Raw genomic sequence first — 19439 nt, 5'->3', positions numbered from 1 at the left:
GTAAAGAGGTACACCGATGTCTGAGAATGTAAGGGAAAAGGCGGAGCAGACGCTCGCTCTGGTCGACGAAGTGAACGCCGTTGTGCTGCCCGAACCGGCAGATGCGGGCGCGGTGGTGTCCCTGTCCGAGGCGGACGCGCCCGTGGGCGAGGAAATCCGCAGCCGGATGGACGAGATCGACATGGGCGATACCAACTCCATCGTCGCCTTCGGGTCCGCCGCACAGGCCGAATTGCAGGAAATCAGTCAAGCCATGTTGCAGGACGTGCGCAACAAGGATGTCGGGCCTGCTGGCGATTCCCTACGCAACATCGTCACCACGATCCGTGGCTTTTCCGTATCCGAGCTGGATGTGCGGCGGGACCGCAGCTGGTGGGAAAAACTGATCGGCCGTGCCGCGCCATTTGCGAAATTCACCGCCAAGTTCGAGCAGGTTCAGGGCCAGATCGACAGGGTCACCGATGACCTTCTGCGCCACGAGCACACGCTATTGAAAGACATCAAATCGCTCGACCTGCTGTATGAAAAGACGCTGGCCTTCTATGACGAGCTGGCGCTTTACATCGCCGCGGGTGAAGAAAAGCTGCGCGAACTGGACGGACAGGTCATCCCCGCGAAGGAGGCCGAGGTTCAGGCCACGCCGGAGGATGAACAGGTCATGGCGGCGCAGGAATTGCGCGACCTGCGCGCAGCGCGCGACGATCTGGAACGCCGGGTGCATGATCTGAAACTGACGCGTCAGGTGACGATGCAGTCGCTGCCCTCGATCCGTCTGGTGCAGGAAAACGACAAGAGCCTCGTGACCAAGATAAACTCTACCCTCGTCAACACCGTGCCGCTTTGGGAAACCCAGCTGGCGCAGGCGGTGACGATCCAGCGCTCTGCCGAAGCCGCCGCTGCGGTGCGCGAGGCCAACGATCTGACCAACGAGCTGTTGACCTCGAACGCCAGGAACCTGCGCGACAGCAACAAGATGATCCGCCAGGAGATGGAGCGCGGCGTATTCGACATTGAGGCCGTCAAGCAAGCCAATGCCGATCTGATCGGGACAATTCAGGAATCGCTTCAGATTGCCGACGAAGGCAAGGCCCGCCGCGCCGCCGCCGAGACAGAGCTGAAGAAGATGGAGGCAGAGCTGCGCGATACCCTTGCATCAGCCAAGGCAAAGAAGACCGGTCTGGGCGACACGGCCTCGACCTCTGTGCCGAAAGGCTGACCGTGGAACCGGGCCGTCAGATACGCTGGCTTTTGCTGGCCGGTTTTGCGGGTGTGGCGCTGGCGAGCTGTGAGATGTTGCCTAACGAGCCCACACCCCCATCGGAAATGCTTGCAATTCCCGCGCAGCCTGCCGCGACGCCGCCCCCGACAAAGCCTGTCTCGCCCAGCCCCAGCGCGACGCCGCCGTCCCCGGCCAGCCGGGAATTGGCCGCGTATTATGGCCGGTTGCAGCAGGATTTGCTGGTACAGGGCTTGCTCCGCACCAATGGGGGCGGCCCCGACACGCCGTTTACCGACACCATGCTGGCACGCAATTTCGAACGTATCGCACTGGAAGAGGAATACGCCCGCGGTGCGGGCTTCACCCGCAGCAGCGGCGAATTGGGCCGGATCAAGAAATGGACCAGCCCGGTGCGGATCTCTGTCGAATTCGGTGCATCAGTCGATGCCGATCGCCGGGCGACGGACACGCGCGAGGTTACGAGTTACGCCCGCAGGCTGGCGCGCGTCACCGGTCATCCGATCAGCGTCAGCCAGTCCAATGCCAATTTCCATGTGCTGTTCATGGGCGAAGATGACAGCGCGCATATCAAGCCCCGTATCCGTGCGCTGGTGCCTGAAATCAGCGCCGCCTCACTGGCGATCTTCGACAATCTGCCGCGCGGCATCCACTGTCTTGTGCTCGCATTCTCGGGCAGTCAGGGCGGCTATGACTATGCCCGTGCCGTAGCCCTGATCCGCGACGAACATCCCGATCTGCTGCGCCGGTCCTGCATTCACGAAGAGGTCGCACAAGGTCTTGGTCTGGGCAATGACAGCCCAGAGGCGCGCCCGTCGATCTTCAACGATGACGATGAATTCGCACTGCTGACCACGCATGACGAGATGCTGCTTAAGATCCTGTACGACCCACGGCTGAAACCCGGCATGACCGCCGCGCAGGTCCGCCCCGTCGTACGAGAGCTTGCCGCCCGGCTGACCGGCGGCCCCAGTTAACCCCGAGGAGACACCCATGGGCATTTTCGACTTTCTGAGCGGCCAGTTCATCGACGTGATCCACTGGACCGACGACACCCGCGACACAATGGTCTGGCGGTTTGAGCGTGAGGGTCACGAGATCAAGTACGGTGCCAAGCTGACCGTCCGCGAAGGGCAAGCGGCGGTCTTTGTGCATGAGGGTCAGTTGGCGGATGTGTTCACGCCGGGTCTTTACATGCTTGAGACGAACAACATGCCGATCATGACCTCGCTTCAGCATTGGGATCATGGTTTCAAAAGCCCTTTCAAATCAGAGATTTATTTCGTCAACACGACACGGTTCAACGACCTGAAATGGGGCACGAAGAACCCGATCATGCTGCGCGATCCGGAATTCGGCCCGACCCGCATCCGCGCCTTCGGCACCTATTCGGTCCGGGTGGGAGAGCCCGCGCGCTTCATGTCGGAAATCGTTGGCACGGACGGCGAATTCACCATGGACGAGATCAGCTTTCAGATCCGCAATATCATCGTGCAGGAATTCAGCCGGGTGATCGCCTCGTCGGGCATCCCTGTGCTGGACATGGCGGCGAACACCGCCGATCTGGGTCAGGTGCTTGCCCGCGCGATCACCCCGACGCTGGAACAATACGGCCTGACGATCCCGGAACTTTACATCGAGAATATCTCGCTGCCCCCTGCGGTTGAAAAGGCGCTGGACACCCGCACCTCGCGCGGGTTGTCGGGCGATTTGGACCAGCATTTGCAATATTCCGCGGCCGAGGCGCTGCGTCAGGGCGGCGATGCCTCTGGCGCGATGGGTGCGGGCATGGGCGCTGGCATGGGCATGGCGATGGCAGGTCAGATGATGGGCGGCCAACGCGGCCCTTGGGGCGCCGTGCCTGCATCTGCGGCAAGCGCGCCTCCGCCCCCGCCGCCCGTGGAACATGTCTGGCATCTGGCAAAGAGCGGTTCGACCGAAGGCCCCTACTCCAAGGCGCAACTGGGTCGCATGGCCCGCGATGGCGACCTGACCCGTGAGACCTATGTCTGGACCGCCGGTCAGGACGGCTGGAAACCCGCCGAGGATGTGGCCGAACTTGCGCAGCTTTTTACCGTGATGCCGCCGCCCCCTCCGCCGGGGGTTTGACGCACGCCGCAAAAGCGCTCTGACATAGTGTCGGAGCGTGGCTGCAGTTGAATAACCACCAGCTTGAGGGCTGAACGGCACGCCGGGACGTGTTCCGTGTACAGGCAAGAGGATCAGATGCCCGACGAATTCCCGACCCTCGCACAGTCCGAACACCGCTTTCCCTGCGACCAATGCGGTGCGGATATGCGGTTTGATCCGGATGCAGGCCAGCTTGTCTGCGACCATTGCGGCAACACGGCAGAGGTGGCGCAAGCCGGGCCCTGGTCCGGCGGCATCCGCGAGATTGACTTTGATCGCGCCGTCCGAGGCGACATGTCAGAGGCCGAGATCGAGGAAACACGCGTCACAAAATGCCCCAATTGCGGGGCTTCGGTGGAATTCGACGCGGATATCCACGCCACCGAATGTCCGTTCTGCGCCACGCCGGTTGTCACCGATACCGGCGCGCATCGGCATATCAAGCCGCGCGGGTTGCTGCCGTTCCGGCTAAGCGAGGCAGAGGCGCGCAGTGCGATGAATGACTGGCTGGGCAGTCTGTGGTTTGCGCCAGGTGGCCTGCAGGACTATGCCCGCAAGGGTCGGAGGATGAACGGCATCTATGTGCCTTACTGGACCTTCGACGCCGATACGAAATCGCAGTATCGCGGCGAACGCGGAACCGTCTATTACGAAACAAGAACCGTCACCCGCGACGGCAAGACCGAGCAGGTCCGGGTGCAAAAGATCCGCTGGCGCGCCGTGTCCGGGCGGGTCGCGCGGTTCTTCGACGACGTGCTGGTGCTGGCCTCTACCTCGCTGCCCAAAAAGTTCACCGACGCGCTGGAACCCTGGGACCTGTCGGAACTGGAGACCTACCAGCCGGAATTCCTGGCGGGCTTCCGGGCAGAAGGCTACGGCGTGCAGTTGGAAGACGGTTTCGGCGAGGCGCGACAGATCATGGATCGGCAGATCGCCCGCGATATCCGCTTTGACATCGGGGGGGACCGCCAACGCATCCACAGCGTCGCGACAGACGTCGATGATGTGACGTTCAAACATATCCTGCTGCCCGTCTGGCTGGCCGCCTACAAATTTCGCGGCAAGACCTACCGGTTTGTCGTCAACGGTCGCACCGGCCGGGTGCAAGGTGAGCGGCCGTGGTCGCCCTGGAAGATCACCGCCGCGGTGATCCTGGGCCTGATTATCGCAGGGTGTGTTGGCTTTATCATAGCGACGAATCAATAAGGTCGTCACCCGCCCCGGACTTGATCCGGGGCCTCTGCGTTGGCGAGTCGGAAGGCCCCGGATCAAGTCCGGGGCGGGGCCTTGTGCCGGATGCGTTGGTCATTATGGTCGATTGCATGTACCAAATTGCGAACCAGCCTACATCTTTTCGAGCCTGCATCTGCCGCCCAAGAGCGCCTGATCCGGGCCATCTTTTCTTATCTCGCTGCGTCGAAGTTGTCAGGATCTGTGTCTACGTCTAGCCTCGAACCTTACTGACCAACTTGATCCGGCGTGATTGTGCAAGGCTTGGTCTTGCGGGAAATCGTCGCTCATGTTAGCGCAAACAATACAATTGGGAGGTGTCCATGATACTCTGCTGTGGCGAAGCGCTGATCGATATGTTGCCCCGTACCACAATCGAAGGCGAAGGCGCTTTTGCCCCACATGCGGGCGGCGCGGTTTTCAACACGGCGATCGCCTTGGGGCGGCTTGGCACGCCGACAGGGTATTTTGGTGGTCTGTCTCATGACTTGTTCGGGCAGCTTCTGGAGAACAATCTGGCGGCCAGCAATGTGGACAGTCGCCTTGCACCACGGTCCGACAGACCGACGACGCTCGCCTTCGTGACGCTGACCGACGGACAGGCGCAATACGCCTTCTACGACGAGAACACCGCCGGCCGCATGCTGCGCGCCGAGGACCTGCCAGCGCTGACCGACGAGGTGAACGCGCTCTTTTTCGGCGGCATCAGCCTTGTTGGCGAACCGGCGGCGGATGCCTATAAGGCGCTCGCCCTGCGCGAGGCGTCGCGCCTGCCTGTCATGATCGATCCCAATATCCGCCCCGGCTTCATCACCGACGAGGCGCGGTATCGCGCGCGGCTGGACGCGATGCTGGCGGTCTCGGACATCGTTAAGATCTCAGATGAAGACCTGCACTGGCTCGGCACCACGCCTCAGGGCCTTCTGGCCAGTGGTGGACCGAAACTGGTGTTAATGACGCGCGGCGCACAAGGGGTCGAGGCGCATATCGGCTCTGGAAGTTTTGAAGTGCCCGCGCAAAAGGCATTGGTCGTTGATACTGTCGGCGCGGGCGATACGTTCAACGCAGGCTTTCTGGCGGGCTTGTCTCGCGAAGGCCTATTGTCCAAAGAGGCTATCGCCTCGGCCAATTCTGACATGTTACGTCCTGCAATCGAATTGGGCGCGCGCGCAGCGGCCGTTACCGTCAGCCGTGCGGGCGCAAACCCGCCCTGGGCCGAGGAATTGGCATGAGAGCCCTTGTCCAGCGCGTGTCCGAAGCGGCGGTACGGGTCGATGGCGCTGTGCTGGGCGAGATCGGGCCGGGCCTTCTGATCCTCGTTTGCGCGATGCAGGATGACCCGGCAGATGCCCCCGCCGAGCTGGCGGCGAAGATCGCCAAGCTGCGCATTTTCGCGGATAACGACGGCAAGATGAACCGGTCGCTGTCTGATACGGGCGGCGCGGCGCTGGTGGTCAGCCAGTTCACGCTTGCCGCCGACACGTCCTGCGGCAACCGCCCCGGCTTTTCAACCGCCGCACCCCCGTCAGAGGGCGCACCCGCCTACGAGGCCTTTGCCGACGCAATGGCAAAGCTGGGCATCCCGACGGCGCGCGGCAAGTTCGGCGCGGATATGAAGGTCAGCCTTGTGAACGATGGTCCGGTGACGATCTGGATTGACACCGCCGTGTGAGCCGCGGACCTTCTTGACGAACTGCGTCAGGCGGACGATGCGCTGCCCGTCATCGCGGCCCTCGGTATAGCGGGCAATGTCAGCCACCGGTGAAACCCGGCACCTTTGCCTGACACAGCGCTAAAGATCGACCGATTGGCCGGTGCTGGCAGAAAGCTGCGCAGCCAGACCGAGACGCACGGCCATGTGGCCATCTTTCACGGTTACTTCCGGCGGCGCGTTGCCCAGCACGGCCTCACGGAACTTTTGATGTTGATAGTAAGTCGAGCCGTTGTGATCGCCCGCCTCCAACAACCTTGGCTCAACCGGAATATCTAGCGTCATCGGCCCCTTGGGATTGCGCGGGCTGACGATCAGTTGCGGCACGGGCGGGGTGCCCAAATCGGCAGGCCAGAACCTTCCCGGCCCAGGCACAAGGCATTCGATCTTCCCCGCCGGGCCCACGGCCGAGATCTCCTCTTGATAGCGGCTGCCTTCGGCGAACATGCACAACTCCAGCATGGCGCGGGCACCGTTGGCGAATTCGACGATGACATAGCCATGGTCCCAAATATCGGGTGTCTCACCGCCATAGGTCTCGTCCAGATGATTGGTCGCCTGCCCGGCGCTGGCCATCACACGAACCGGATCAGACGGGATCACCAGCCGCATCAAATCAAAGAAGTGGCAACATTTTTCGACCAGTGTCCCGCCGGAATAGCGGTTGAACCGGTTCCAGTCGCCGACCTTCTTGAGAAAGGCGAAGCGGTGCTCGCGGATGGTCAGCATCCTGACGCCGCCGGTTGCCGCATCCACCTGATCCAGCAGCGCTGCGATGGGCGGCATGTAGCGGTATTCCATCGCCACCCAGATCGGTGCCGGATAGGCCGCACAGATCTCGATCACGCGATCCGTGTCGGCCGGATTGGTGAAAAGCGGCTTTTCGATCAACAGCGGCAGCGGGCGCTTGGCCGCAATCAATTCCAACTGCGGGACGTGAAGATGGTTGGGCGACGCGATCAGAAGGCAATCCAGACCCTCGACTGCCAATAAGTCCTCAAGCGTCTCGGGCAGCACCGCACCCGGCGCCAAGTCAGCAGCGGCCTCTCGCATGGCGCGGTCCGGTTCGAAAATCGCACCGACGCGTGTGTCCGGCAGAAGCGCGATGTTGCGCAGATGTTCCTGCCCCATCATGCCGCAGCCGATGATGCCGTAGATGACGGTATCGCTCATGTGTCCTGCTTTCATTTAAGGCGCGTGACATAGCGCGCCACATTCGTGTCGATCCAACTGCGCGAGACCTCTACCCGTACGCCGTTCTGTCCCCAACTGATGCGATCTGCCAACAGACAGGGGCTACCCTGCGGCGTACCGAAATCCTGCGGTGCCCATTCAGGCACGTCGCCCAAGCGCAACTGATCTTCGGCGCGCATGATCCACAGTCCCAATCGCTGGCGATAGTAATGATAGAGAGACTCGGACAGATCCCGCGCCGCGATCCGCTCGGCAAAGCTGGCGTCCAGCCAGATTTCCTCAAGCACTGCTGGCGTACCATCCAGCTTGCGCAACCGTCGGATGCGATGCGCATCCGACGAGGCACCGAAATCCGGCAGATCAACGGGTTTCGCAAGACGCGTCACATCCAGCACATCCGCCGTCGGCAAACCGCCCCCACGCAGCAACTCCACCCGGAAGAACGCGTAAACGCTTTTCGTATCCGCTTGCGCACGGATGTAATTGCCCGAGCCCTGCACACGCTCCAACATGCCCTTCGAGGTCAGGTCCGCCAGCGCCTTGCGCAATGTCCCCACAGAGATTCCAAGCTCTGCGGACATGTCACGTTCCGGGGGCAAACGCTCGCCATCCAGATAGCGGCCCGCATTTATCTCGCGGATCAGCATCTCGCTGATCTGGATATATAGCGGCAAGGAAGACTGGTCTGACATTGGTGCGTCCGGGTGCGCGAAATAATTGATACACTATTGATCTACATTAAATCCGATGCTACGCAAGACAAAATGACGCAGCCGGAGAACCCTGATGACCGTGGTCCCCATCACCTCCCCCGACTTGGACGCGGCAGAGGTGTCGTGGTTCGCGGCGCTCTGCTCTGACGATTACGAATATCTCGGTGTGCCCGAAGGCCGGTTGCGATCATCGTGGGCGCATTGTTCGTCGATCGTGAAAGAGGCCGAGACCCAAGGGTTTGGCAACATTCTGTGCCCGTCCTCCTATCAGGTAGGTCAGGACACGCTCAGCTTTGTCGCAGGCTGCGCGCCAATTACCGACAAGATCAACATGCTGGCCGCCGTGCGCTGCGGAGAGATGCAGCCAATCATGCTGGCGCGCACCATCGCCACACTGGATCATATGCTGGAGGGGCGGCTGACGGTCAACATCATCTCTTCTGACTTCCCAGGCGAGAAAGCCGACAGCGCCTTTCGTTACCAGCGGTCGCGTGAGGTGGTAGAGATCCTGAAACAGGCCTGGACGCAGGACGAGATCACCTACAAGGGCGAGGTCTATGAGTTCGACAAGCTCTGGACCGATCCGGCCAAGCCTTATCAGACCGGAGGGCCACTGCTGTATTTCGGTGGCTACTCGCCCGCCGCGCTGGACCTGTGCGGCCAGCATTGCGATGTCTACCTGATGTGGCCAGAGGCCAAGGAGGCGCTGGCCGAGCGCATGAAAGCCGTGCACGCCGTGGCCCAGCAATACGATCGCACGCTGGATTACGGGCTGCGCGTGCATGTCATCGTCCGCGACACAGAGGCAGAGGCCCGCGAATGGGCCGAGCATATCGTCAGCAAGCTGGATGACGAACAGGGCCGCGCAATCCGCGAACGATCTCTGGACGCTTCCAGTCTTGGCGTGTCGCATCAGGCAAAGAACCGCGAATTGGCCGATATGGAAGGCTTTATCGAGCCGCATCTGTGGACTGGCATAGGCCGGGCGCGGTCGGGTTGCGGTGCCGCTTTGGTCGGGTCCACCGATCAGGTGCTGTCGGAGTTGGAACACTATCAGAAGATGGGCATTCGCGCCTTTATCCTGTCCGGCTATCCGCATCTCGACGAATGCCGTCATTTCGGGCAAAGGGTGTTGCCGCATTTGAAGACCACGCAGTTGAACAGTGCCTATGGCCGCTTGCCTGCGTCGACACCGATCACGCCGCTTGGCGTTGGTCTGCGTCGCTAGAGAGACCCGTCCCGGGCTTGACCCGGGACCTTCACCCAAAGGCCCCGGGTCAAGCCCGGGGCGGGTGGGCACTGGAATTGAAGGAAGACCCGATGGATCGCATCCGACTGACTGACCAACTCGACCTCAGCCGTATCGTCTATGGGCTGTGGCGTCTTGGCGATGACGAAAACACTGAGCCGGAATATGTTCGGGCAAAGATCTCGTCCTGTCTGGATCAGGGCATCACCACGATGGATCAAGCCGACATCTATGGCGGTTACATGGCCGAAGAGATCCTTGGCAATGCATTGACGCCCGCACTGCGCAACAAGATCGAGATCGTCACAAAATGCGGCATCGTCGCCCCCGCAGGCCGGTACGCCAATGCACGGGTCAAGCATTACGACACCGGCCGCGCGCATATTCTGGCCTCTGTCGATTCTTCCCTGCGCCTGATGAAAACCGACCGCATCGACCTGTTGCTGATCCACCGGCCTGATCCTTTCATGGATCCCCACGAAACCGGCGCTGCGCTGGACGAGGTTGTGGCCACAGGCAAGGTCCGCGCCGTCGGTGTGTCAAACTTTCGGCCCTGGGACTGGACGCTGCTGCAATCGGCTATGAAGACGCCGCTCTCCACGAACCAGATCGAACTTAGTCTGATGACGCATGACGCGTTCACCAATGGCGACATCGCCTTCCTGCAAGAGCGCGGTATCCCTCCAATGGCGTGGTCTCCGCTGGGCGGCGGCACGCTGTTTGCCAGCAGCCGCGCGGAATTGCGCCGCGCGCTGGAAAAGTTTGGCGCGGCGCGGGGCATCGACGCCGCCGCCGTTGCCGTGGCGTGGCTCTTGGCACATCCCGCGCGAATTCTACCTGTCCTTGGTACCAATAATCTGGACCGCATCGCCCGTATCAGCGATGCTGCAAAGTTCACGATGGACCGGGAGACATGGTTTGAGATCTACACCCACGCCCTTGGCAACGAAGTGGCCTGAGGCATGTCGCTGATGACGGCAGAGCCTTACAGCTTCGATCCCGAAACGGAAGATCCGCGCGCCTTTCGGGCGGCGCTGGGAAAATTCATCACGGGCGTCACCATTATCACCTGCGAATCTGGCACCGGGCCGATCGGCATCACCGCCAACAGCTTTGCCAGCCTGTCGCTGGACCCGCCGCTGGTGCTTTGGGCGCCTGCGAAAAGCTCTCAGCGCTACCCGTTCTACATGGCGGCCGAACATTTCGCGATCCATGTCATGGGGGCCGAGCAATCCGAAATCAGCAATGGTTTCGCGCGTGACGGCAACGTCTTTGATGTGCTTGACTGGGAGACCAGCGAGCATGGTGTGCCGCTGATCGGCGGCTGCCTGTCACGCTTTGAATGCACCAGGATCGCCCAGCACGACGGCGGCGACCATTCCATCATCATCGGGCGCGTGACCCGCGTCATGACACGGCCTGGAAAACCGCTGGCTTTCTTTGCCGGAAAATACGGAGCCATTGAAAAACCGTCATAATTTGCCGCCATAAGAAAAAATGCGTGCACTGGGAGGAGGAGACCGAATGGCGATATTGATGGGATTTCTTGTCCCCCTGCAATTCGTCAACACACATGTGTTGCGCCTGGGCCGAGCAATCGCCGTTTTCGCCATGGCCGTCATGGTGCTGTCGATCCTCTATCAGGTCGTGATGCGCTACGGCTTCAACGCCGCCCCCAACTGGTCCGAGGAACTGGCGCGGTTCTGCATGTTGTGGATGACCGGGCTGGTCGCGCCTGCGGCCTACCGCCGGGGTGGCTTCGTCGCCATTGATACGCTCACGATCCTGCTGCCCAAGGGTGCGGCAGCACTCCTTAACTTCCTTCTTTTGGCGATGGCGCTTCTGGTTCTTGTCGTGGCCCTTCAACTGGGGTGGAAACATGTAAATTCCGGGTGGTTGTTCAGTTCATCCTCGCTTCGACTGCCGCTTGATCTGATCGGCATGCAGGCGGTGAAGCTGAAGCTCGCCTGGATGTTCATGTCACTGTTCGTGGGTGTCGTCCTGCTGATCTCTGTCACGGTAGAATTGCTGCTGCGGGAACTTGTGCGCCTGACCGGCGGCGGGGACGATCTGGAACCTTTGCCGACACTCTCCACACCGGGGGCCGAATAGATGCTGATATGGTTCCTGCCTCTGTTCCTTGTGTTCCTGATGATCGGTCTGCCGGTGTTTTTCGGCCTGCTTGCCGCCCCCGGAATCCTGTTATGGATGAACGGGCAGGAACGCGATGTCGGGCTGCTCTACCGCAATGTCTACAATGGCATGGACAGCTTTCCGCTGATGGCGATCCCGTTCTTCATGCTGGCCGGTGAATTGATGAACAGAGGCGGCATCACCATGCGGCTGGTCGAGTTCAGCCAAGCGATGATGGGTCATTTTCGCGGCGGGCTGGCGCATGTGAACGTCCTTAGCTCGATGCTGTTTGCGGGCCTGTCCGGCTCTGCCGTGGCGGACACCTCGGCGCTGGGGTCGATGCTGATCCCCGCGATGGAGAAACAGGGGTATTCCCGCAAATTCGCCGCCGCCATCACCGCCGCCAGTTCCGTGATTGGCCCGATCATTCCGCCTTCGGGCATCATGATCATCTATGCCTATGTCATGGGCGAAAGCGTCGCCGCGCTGTTCCTCGCGGGCATCGTGCCGGGTATTCTGGTGGGTGTCGGCCTGATGATGATGGTCAAGATCATGGCCGACAAATACGACTTTCCCGTCGCCACCCGCAAACACACCTGGCCCGAGCGCGGACAGGCCAGCCTCAAGGCGTTCTTTCCGCTCATGACGCCCGTGATCATCCTTGGCGGCATCCTTGGCGGCATATTTACCCCCACCGAGGCCGCTGCCGTCGCCGTGGCCTATGCCACCATCGTCGGCCTGTTCATTCTGCGGACGCTGCGGCTGCGTGATTTGCCCGAGGTGCTGTCAAATTCCGCCATGACCAGCGCTGTCGTTCTGCTGCTGGTCGGCGCGGCCATGGCGTTCAAGACCGTGGTCAGCCTCAGCCATGCGCCGGAACAACTCGCCGCATTCATCCTTGCGCTGTCGGAAAACCCGCTGATCCTGCTGTTCCTGATAAACCTGTTATTGTTCGTCGTCGGCATGTTTCTGGACGCGGGTCCGGCGATCATCATCCTTGGCCCCATTCTCGGGCCGATCTTCGTCAGCCTGGGCGTGGACCCGGTGCATTTCGCGATCATCATGTCGGTCAACCTGACCGTGGGTTTGGCGACACCGCCAATGGGGCTGGTGCTGTTCGTCGCCTCATCCGTGTCGGGCGAACGGGTCGAAAAGATCGCCCGCGCAATCCTGCCATTCCTTGCGGTAGAGGTGGTGGTGATTTTCCTGATCACCTACATCCCCGCGATTTCCATGACGGTTCCACGGCTGACGGGATTTGTTAACTAAGCCGGGCAAATTGCCCGACTATCGACCGAAAGAAAGCATAAGGGAGGTCTTACATGCTCAAGGGTCTTACAACGGCGGCACTGTCCGCGGCACTTCTGGCGGGCGGCACACTTGCCGCAAGCGCGCAGGAATACACCATCCGCGCCACCGCCAATTCCAATGAAAACGACGAGGATTACGACGGGCTCGTGGTCTTCAAGAACTATGTCGAGGCGGCGTCCAACGGCCAGATCGGCGTTGAGATGTTTATCGGCACGCAGCTTTGCTCCAATGGGACCGAATGCCTTCAAGGCATCGCTGACGGGTCGATCGACGTCTATATCTCGACCTCCGGCGGTGCCGCGGGGATCTTTCCGTATGTGCAGGTTCTGGACCTGCCCTACCTGATGGCCGACGACCGCGTGGCAGAAACCGTGCTTCAGGGGGATTTCGTCCGCACCATGCGGGACATGGCGCTGGACGACTCGAACGGGATGATCCGGCTGATGACCATCGGCAACACCGGTGGCTGGCGCAACTTTGCCAACACCAAACGCCGGGTGCAGATGCCCGCCGATCTGGAGGGGCTGAAGATCCGTACCGTGGTCGCCGATTTGCCGCAGGAACTGGTCAAGGCGCTTGGCGCATCGCCCACCCCGATCCCGTGGCCTGAACTCTTTACCAGCTTCCAGACCGGCGTTGTCGAAGGGTCCAAGAATGGCATCACCGACATCATGGGCATGAAGTTTCCGGATGCCGGTCTGCAATATGTCACGCTGGACGGCCATGCCTACATGGGCGCGCTCTGGTGGATGAACAACGACAAGTTCATGTCCATGCCAGAAGATCTGCGCAGGGTGGTGGTGGACGGCTTCTACCAATTGCAGCAAGCGACCTTTGCCTCGCCCAAGCGCAAATCGATTCAGGCCTATGAGGATTTCGTAGCCGGTGGCGGCGATCTGTATGTACCCACCCCCGAGGAAAAGGCCGCGTTCAAGGATGCCGCAGCGCCGGTTTATGACTGGTTCAAATCCAATGTAGAGGGTGGCGAAGCGATCTTTACTGCACTGACCGATGCGGTTGCCTCGGCAGAGGCAGACCTGGCCGAAGCCCGCGCCAAGGACCTGCAATAAGTCTGACATCGCATAAACCGAAGCCGGGGTCGCTTTTACGGCGACCCCGGCCACCCGCCGAAGAAGTTCAGGCTCCCTCCCCAAAAGCCTTCACCCTATATCGGCGATACGATGGTCGCGAAGAATAGTCTAACAAGACAATCCCGGCATTCATCCTTAAAAATCAGACCTTTCGCAATGCCTCGGCCAAAGTTTCCGAAGTAAAAGGTTGCTGTACCATGATAGGTTTTATGCCATACGCCTCGACTTCGGCAGAATCGCAATCAACCAACACCAGCCCAGCGCCCCGAGCGGCCAAGCGACGGGGCAGTGAATTATCGGTGAAGTGCAATCCGGGGCCGATGACCAGCAGAACCGTGCAAGAGGCAAGGGCATCAAGCTCTGCCGAGGTCGCAGAAAGATCGTGGAACATGTGAACCGCGGCACCGGGGAAAACCTCCCGCAGTGTTTCAACCGCGTCAAGCTGTACGACCGGCTCTTGGCAAACCACACCAAACTGGCGGGTGTCGGTGGTCGGCTTCTCGGCTGTCATCAGCATAACGGTTCCCGTTCATCAAAGACAAATCATGGAACATCTTTGGAAACTCTGCATTTAACTATGACATAGGTGGAGGGAAAATATGGGTATCAAGTGCCGCAACTGTCCGATCAGGCAATTGCCTTTGTTTGATCCGATGTCTTCGACAGAGATCGAATTCATGGAAAAATTCAAAGTCGGTGAGATGAACATGGAACCCGGTGCCCCGATCCTTGCAGAGGGTGCCAACACCCCCCAACTTTACACGGCGCTCAGCGGCATGGGGCTGCGGTACAAACTGTTGGAAGATGGGCGCCGTCATGTAATCAGTCTGGTTCTGCCCGGTGATTTCATAGGGCTTCAAGCCGGCGTTCTGAACCAGATGACCCATTCGGTCGAGGCCACGACCGCCATGACCCTGTGCGTCTTTGATCGCTCCGAATTGTGGAGCCTGTACCGGAATCAGCCGGCGCGCGCCTTTGATCTGACCTGGCTTGCCGCCAATGAAGAAAGGTTTCTGGGCGAAGCCCTCGCTGCGCTAGGCCAACGCGAGGCTTACGAGCTTTTGGCATGGGCACTCGCCCGGATCTGGCGCAAACTCAACGCGCTGGACATGACATCGGGAACGGTCGCGCCCTTGCCCTATCGACAGCAAGATCTGGCAGATGCGATGGGGCTTTCACTGGTTCACACCAACAAGACCTTGGCAAAATTACGAAATTCCGATCTCGCCTTCTGGAGCGATGGCAAACTGACCGTGCCGGATATCGAGGCGTTGGAAGAGGTGGGTCTTTGCCGGGACGAATCGTTACGCAAACGGCCGCTGATCTAGATAAACTTCAACACAACGGATTTGGCACAGCCCGTCAGCAACACCCCCTGCCCAAAAGGCACATCCAGACTCCATGGCTTTCGATAAGCGTTTGGCATGCTCGACCTCACCCGGCGTCACCTTCTTCATTTCCTCTTCATGCCTTATCGCCATTCCGATGCTTCCACGCGCTCCATTCGCCGCTCGGGTGCCCGGAACGCGTCCCACGCAGATTGCCGGACGATTGAAACGCGCCCCTGCCGGACTTGATCCGGCAGCTTTCGCCCCCTCGATTAGTCAAAATTCGGTTCAGTGTGACCGCACAACACTCAATATACGACCACAGAATATATAAATTGATCCAGAATTTGACCAATCGAAAAGATTTTCCTACGCCGCCGCAGACAAGGCGAGTAATTGCGTCAGGACTCTTGCGGAAGCATCACAGCACCCTACACTTCCGCCATCAAAGGATTCGTCGCCAGAAGCCCTGGGTCGTCGATGAAATATGGGAGAACTATCTTGAAACATCATGCAAAGCTGACGCTGTCCACCTTCCTGTGTTCCGCACTGTTGGCCGGGACCGCGCTGGCTCAGGCCACCCACCCTGTCACAGGCGAACCGCTGGCCAAAGATCAGACCTTCACCTACCGCGTGCTGGATGAGCACAGCTCTGTCGACCCGCAAGTCGTCGAGGACACGATCGGTGCCGAAATCGTGCGCGATCTCTTCGAAGGGCTGATGAATCAGGATGCTCAGGGCAAGCTGATTCCCGGTGTTGCCACTGATTATGACGTCTCGGATGACACCAAGACCTATACATTCCACCTGCGCGACAATGCGAAATGGTCGAACGGCGATCCGGTAACCGCGGGTGATTTTGTCTTCGCCTGGCGCCGCGCCGCTTCGCCCGAACTGGCCTCGCCCTACCAATGGTATGTCAAGCTGATGTCATTGGAGAACGCGTCGGAGATCGTCGCAGGTGAAATGCCCCCCGAGGAACTTGGCGTCAGGGCCATCGACGATCACACGCTGGAGGTGCGCCTGTCACAGCCGCTCAGCTATTTCCCGCAAATGACAACTCATTCCACCACTTTCCCCGCGCCGCAAAAAGTGGTCGAGGAATTTGGCGAGGAATGGACCAAACCCGAAAACATCGTGTCCAACGGTGCCTATGTCCTGACAGAGCATCTGCCCAACGAACGCTCGGTGCGCGAGCGGAACGAGATGTACTGGGACAATGAGAACACGATCATCGACAAGACCGTAGCGCTGGTCATCAACGATGAAAACGTGGCCCTCACCCGGTTCATGGCAGGCGAGCTGGACCGCACCGAAGTCCCCGCCGGACAGTTCCCCCGCCTGAAGAAGGAACACCCCGACGAAGCGATCAGCTTCCCGCGGCTGTGCAACTATTACTACACGTTCAACCAAAGCGACACCGGACCCGAGGCGTTCAAGGATGTGCGCGTGCGTCAAGCCCTGTCGCTGGCCGTAGACCGCAAGATCATCACCCAGAACATCAAAGCCGGGGGCGAACCCGAAGCCTACACGTTCACGCCCGAAGCCGTCGCGGGCTTTACCCCTCCGCAAACCGAGATGTCGGAAATGAGTCAGGCCGACCGTGATGCGAAAGCCAAGGAATTGCTGGCAGAGGCAGGCTACGGCCCGGACAACCCGCTGACATTCGACATGATCTACAACACCGATGAAAGCCACGAGAAGATTGCCGTGGTTCTCAGCCAGATGTGGAAGCAAAAGCTGGGTGTGGTGCCGAACCTTGCCAATATGGAATGGAAAGTCTTCCTTGAGACTCGCGGCAATCAGGATTTCGATCTGGCGCGTGGTGCGTGGTGCGGTGACTATAACGAGGCCTCGACCTTCCTCGATCTACTGGACAGTGAATCCGGCTACAATGACGGCAAGTACAGCAATCCCCGCGTTGACGAGTTGCTGATAGAAGCCAAATCCGCCAGCGACACCACGCCGATCTACACCGAGATCGAACAGATCCTGGCCGAGGAAGTGCCGGTGATCCCCATCTACCACTATGCCGGCGTCTATATGATGGACAGCGACGTGGGCAACTGGCCTGTCGAGAATGTCGAGCAGAACTGGTACTCCAAGGATCTTTACAAGATCGCGGAATGATCTGTAGCGCTTCGTGCCCCGGCCCTGAGCCGGGGCCTCACCAGCGCCGCGCATCAAACGCAGAGGCCCCGGATCAAGTCCGGGGCACGGGTTCTCTCTAAATTCGGGTAATCCTGCAATGATTTCCTACGTCATCAGGCGGCTGCTGGTCGCCGTCCCGACCATCATGCTGCTTGTCATCGCAGCCTTCTTCATGATGCATTTCGCCCCCGGCGGGCCGTTCACGTCAGAGCGTCCCCTGCCGCCCGAAGTGCTGGCGAATATCGAGGCGCGTTACGGTCTGGATCAGCCACTCTGGAAGCAGTTGTGGGATTACTTCATCAATATCTTCCTGCATTTCGATTTCGGCCCGTCCTTCCGCTACAAGGATCGCGACGTGAACGACATCATCGCGCAGGGGTTTCCGATCTCACTGACCTATGGATCGCTGGCTTTTCTGGCGGCGTCCATCGTGGGCATCGCGCTCGGGATTGCGGCGGCCATCCGGCACAACACATGGCTGGACTATTTCGCGGTCAGCCTCGGGATTGCGGCACAGGCGCTGCCCAACTTCATCATGGGTCCGATCCTGATCCTGACCTTCACGCTATGGCTGGGCCTGTTGCCCGGCGGCGGCTGGAACGGTGGGCAGTGGGAATATCTGATCATGCCGGTGATCGCGCTGTCCACGTCCTATATGGGCAACATCGCGCGGATCACCCGGTCCTCGATGCTGGAGGTGATGAACTCCAACTTCATCCGCACAGCACGCGCCAAGGGCCTGCCCGAACGCGTCATCATCTGGCGTCACGCGATGAAGCCGACGCTTCTGCCGGTTGTGTCCTACCTGGGCCCGGTCTTCGTCTACGTCCTGACCGGGTCGGTCTTTGTGGACATTTATTTCTCGACCGGCGGGCTGGGGCAGTCCTATGTCAGCTCTGCCCTGACGCGCGACTACGCCGTGCTGCTGGGGATCACCATCCTCTACGGCGCGCTCACTGTCGTGGTGAACCTGCTGACCGACCTCGCCTATGCGTGGTTCGACCCGAAAATCCGGTATTGAGGAGGCGCGCATGTTCGGAACATCCAAAAAGGCCGAGGAACTCGCCGCCGATATCACCGATTTCAAGGCGGTGCGCGGCCGGTCGCTGTGGAATGACGCCATGCGGCGGTTTCTGCGCAACAAGGCCGCGATGGCCAGCGTTCTGGTGCTGGGCCTGATCGTGCTGTTCGTGCTGTTCGGCCCGCTTTTCGCTGTCTGGTCGAACGAGGAAATCGACTGGGTCGTGATGGGCGACGTGCTTGCCCTTGGTGCGCCTTCGCTGGAATCCGGCCACTTCTTCGGTGCCGACGATCTGGGCCGGGATCTGTATTCGCGCACCATTCAGGCAACGCGGACCTCGCTTCTGGTCGGCCTGATCGGTGCAGGCATGGCGCTGATCGTGGGCACGGCCTGGGGCGTCATCGCAGGCTATTTCGGCGGCAAGCTGGACAGCGTGATGATGCGCTTCGTCGACATCCTGCTGGCCATCCCGCTGACGCTGATCCTCATCCTCATCCTCGTCATCGCGGGCCGCAGCTTCGTCACGCTGTTCGTCGCCCTTGGCGCTGTCAGCTGGCTGACGATGAGCCGGATCGTCCGCGGCCAGACCCTGACGCTGAAAACCCGCGAATTCATCGAGGCCGCCCGCGCAGGCGGCGTTTCCGAGACCGCAATCATCGTTCGCCACGTCCTGCCCAACCTGATCGGGGTCGTGATCGTCTACGCGTCCCTTCTCGTCCCCGAGATGATCCTTGCGGAATCCTTCATCTCTTTCCTCGGGCTGGGTATTTCGGAACCCAATACGTCACTGGGACGCCTCATTGCCGAAGGGGCCGGCACGATGGCCTACGGGACGCTGTGGCAACTGGCCTTCCCGCTGTTCTTCTACGTCACCATCATCATCACCATGTTCTTCATCGGCGATGGGCTGCGTGACGCGCTAGACCCGAAGGATCACTGA

At 60.3% G+C, this 19439-nt stretch carries 19 protein-coding genes; 16 read left to right on the top strand and 3 right to left on the bottom strand.

Translation table 11 applies throughout. The features are described 5' to 3' along the window. The first annotated feature begins 16 nt into the window (after positions 1-16). From ACN0WV_RS04730 to dtd, 6 genes are all read left to right on the top strand, one after another. Complete coding sequence (locus ACN0WV_RS04730) at positions 17-1216, top strand: toxic anion resistance protein (RefSeq protein WP_417604066.1); 1200 nt, start codon at positions 17-19, stop codon at positions 1214-1216. A 74-nt stretch (positions 1217-1290) separates the two neighbouring features. Continuing rightward, positions 1291-2214, top strand: coding sequence for a DUF2927 domain-containing protein (locus ACN0WV_RS04725; protein ID WP_417604065.1), 924 nt, complete (start codon positions 1291-1293; stop codon positions 2212-2214). 16 nt (positions 2215-2230) lie between these two features. Then, positions 2231-3346 (top strand): SPFH domain-containing protein, encoded by a 1116-nt coding sequence (locus ACN0WV_RS04720; RefSeq protein WP_417604064.1) that lies wholly within the window; start codon positions 2231-2233, stop codon positions 3344-3346. A 117-nt stretch (positions 3347-3463) separates the two neighbouring features. Further along, positions 3464-4573: a TFIIB-type zinc finger domain-containing protein gene (locus ACN0WV_RS04715; protein WP_417604063.1), complete on the top strand. Its 1110-nt coding sequence runs from the start codon at positions 3464-3466 to the stop codon at positions 4571-4573. Between the two features lie 347 nt (positions 4574-4920). After that, entirely contained in the window at positions 4921-5829 is a 909-nt protein-coding gene (locus ACN0WV_RS04710) for a carbohydrate kinase family protein (protein WP_417604062.1), read from the top strand. Further along, positions 5826-6269: a D-aminoacyl-tRNA deacylase gene (gene dtd / locus ACN0WV_RS04705; protein ID WP_417604061.1), complete on the top strand. Its 444-nt coding sequence runs from the start codon at positions 5826-5828 to the stop codon at positions 6267-6269. The genes ACN0WV_RS04710 and dtd overlap by 4 nt, the downstream gene beginning before the upstream one ends. Before the next feature lie 120 nt (positions 6270-6389). Here dtd and ACN0WV_RS04700 read toward each other — a convergent pair whose 3' ends face one another. Together ACN0WV_RS04700 and ACN0WV_RS04695 are read right to left on the bottom strand one after the other, a co-directional pair. After that, positions 6390-7481: a Gfo/Idh/MocA family protein gene (locus ACN0WV_RS04700; protein ID WP_084350386.1), complete on the bottom strand. Its 1092-nt coding sequence runs from the start codon at positions 7479-7481 to the stop codon at positions 6390-6392. An 11-nt stretch (positions 7482-7492) separates the two neighbouring features. Further along, positions 7493-8194, bottom strand: a complete 702-nt coding sequence (locus ACN0WV_RS04695; RefSeq protein WP_084350387.1) for a GntR family transcriptional regulator — start codon at positions 8192-8194, stop codon at positions 7493-7495. Between the two features lie 94 nt (positions 8195-8288). On the opposite strand from ACN0WV_RS04695, the gene ACN0WV_RS04690 reads away from it, so the two are divergent. From ACN0WV_RS04690 to ACN0WV_RS04665, 6 genes are all read left to right on the top strand, one after another. Then, positions 8289-9443, top strand: a complete 1155-nt coding sequence (locus ACN0WV_RS04690; RefSeq protein WP_084350388.1) for an LLM class flavin-dependent oxidoreductase — start codon at positions 8289-8291, stop codon at positions 9441-9443. Positions 9444-9535: 92 nt separating this feature from the next. After that, positions 9536-10423: an aldo/keto reductase gene (locus ACN0WV_RS04685; RefSeq protein WP_417604060.1), complete on the top strand. Its 888-nt coding sequence runs from the start codon at positions 9536-9538 to the stop codon at positions 10421-10423. Between the two features lie 12 nt (positions 10424-10435). Further along, positions 10436-10942: a flavin reductase family protein gene (locus tag ACN0WV_RS04680; RefSeq protein ID WP_417604124.1), complete on the top strand. Its 507-nt coding sequence runs from the start codon at positions 10436-10438 to the stop codon at positions 10940-10942. 46 nt (positions 10943-10988) lie between these two features. Further along, positions 10989-11576 (top strand): TRAP transporter small permease, encoded by a 588-nt coding sequence (locus tag ACN0WV_RS04675; protein ID WP_417604059.1) that lies wholly within the window; start codon positions 10989-10991, stop codon positions 11574-11576. Beyond that, positions 11577-12866, top strand: coding sequence for a TRAP transporter large permease (locus ACN0WV_RS04670; protein ID WP_417604058.1), 1290 nt, complete (start codon positions 11577-11579; stop codon positions 12864-12866). It begins immediately after the preceding gene. A 53-nt stretch (positions 12867-12919) separates the two neighbouring features. Then, the gene (locus tag ACN0WV_RS04665; RefSeq protein ID WP_417604057.1) at positions 12920-13978 is read left to right on the top strand and encodes a TRAP transporter substrate-binding protein; all 1059 of its coding nucleotides are present in this window, start codon (positions 12920-12922) and stop codon (positions 13976-13978) included. A 163-nt stretch (positions 13979-14141) separates the two neighbouring features. On the opposite strand, the gene ACN0WV_RS04660 is transcribed toward ACN0WV_RS04665, so the two are convergent. After that, entirely contained in the window at positions 14142-14516 is a 375-nt protein-coding gene (locus ACN0WV_RS04660) for a hypothetical protein (RefSeq protein ID WP_417604056.1), read from the bottom strand. Between the two features lie 136 nt (positions 14517-14652). On the opposite strand from ACN0WV_RS04660, the gene ACN0WV_RS04655 reads away from it, so the two are divergent. From ACN0WV_RS04655 to ACN0WV_RS04640, 4 genes are all read left to right on the top strand, one after another. Beyond that, a complete protein-coding gene (locus ACN0WV_RS04655) occupies positions 14653-15327 on the top strand; it encodes a Crp/Fnr family transcriptional regulator (protein ID WP_417604055.1) in 675 nt (224 codons plus the stop codon). 480 nt (positions 15328-15807) lie between these two features. Next, positions 15808-17457 carry a peptide ABC transporter substrate-binding protein gene (locus tag ACN0WV_RS04650; protein ID WP_417604054.1) on the top strand — a complete coding sequence of 550 codons (1650 nt, stop codon included), beginning with the start codon at positions 15808-15810 and terminating at the stop codon, positions 17455-17457. A gap of 118 nt (positions 17458-17575) precedes the next feature. Next, entirely contained in the window at positions 17576-18499 is a 924-nt protein-coding gene (gene oppB, locus ACN0WV_RS04645; RefSeq protein WP_084350397.1) for an oligopeptide ABC transporter permease OppB, read from the top strand. Positions 18500-18509: 10 nt separating this feature from the next. Continuing rightward, complete coding sequence (locus ACN0WV_RS04640) at positions 18510-19439, top strand: ABC transporter permease subunit (RefSeq protein WP_417604053.1); 930 nt, start codon at positions 18510-18512, stop codon at positions 19437-19439.

The sequence above is a fragment of the Primorskyibacter flagellatus genome (assembly GCF_048268605.1).
In the GTDB taxonomy this organism is placed as follows: domain Bacteria; phylum Pseudomonadota; class Alphaproteobacteria; order Rhodobacterales; family Rhodobacteraceae; genus Primorskyibacter; species Primorskyibacter flagellatus.
This window is presented reverse-complemented; position numbering and strand designations above follow the sequence as displayed.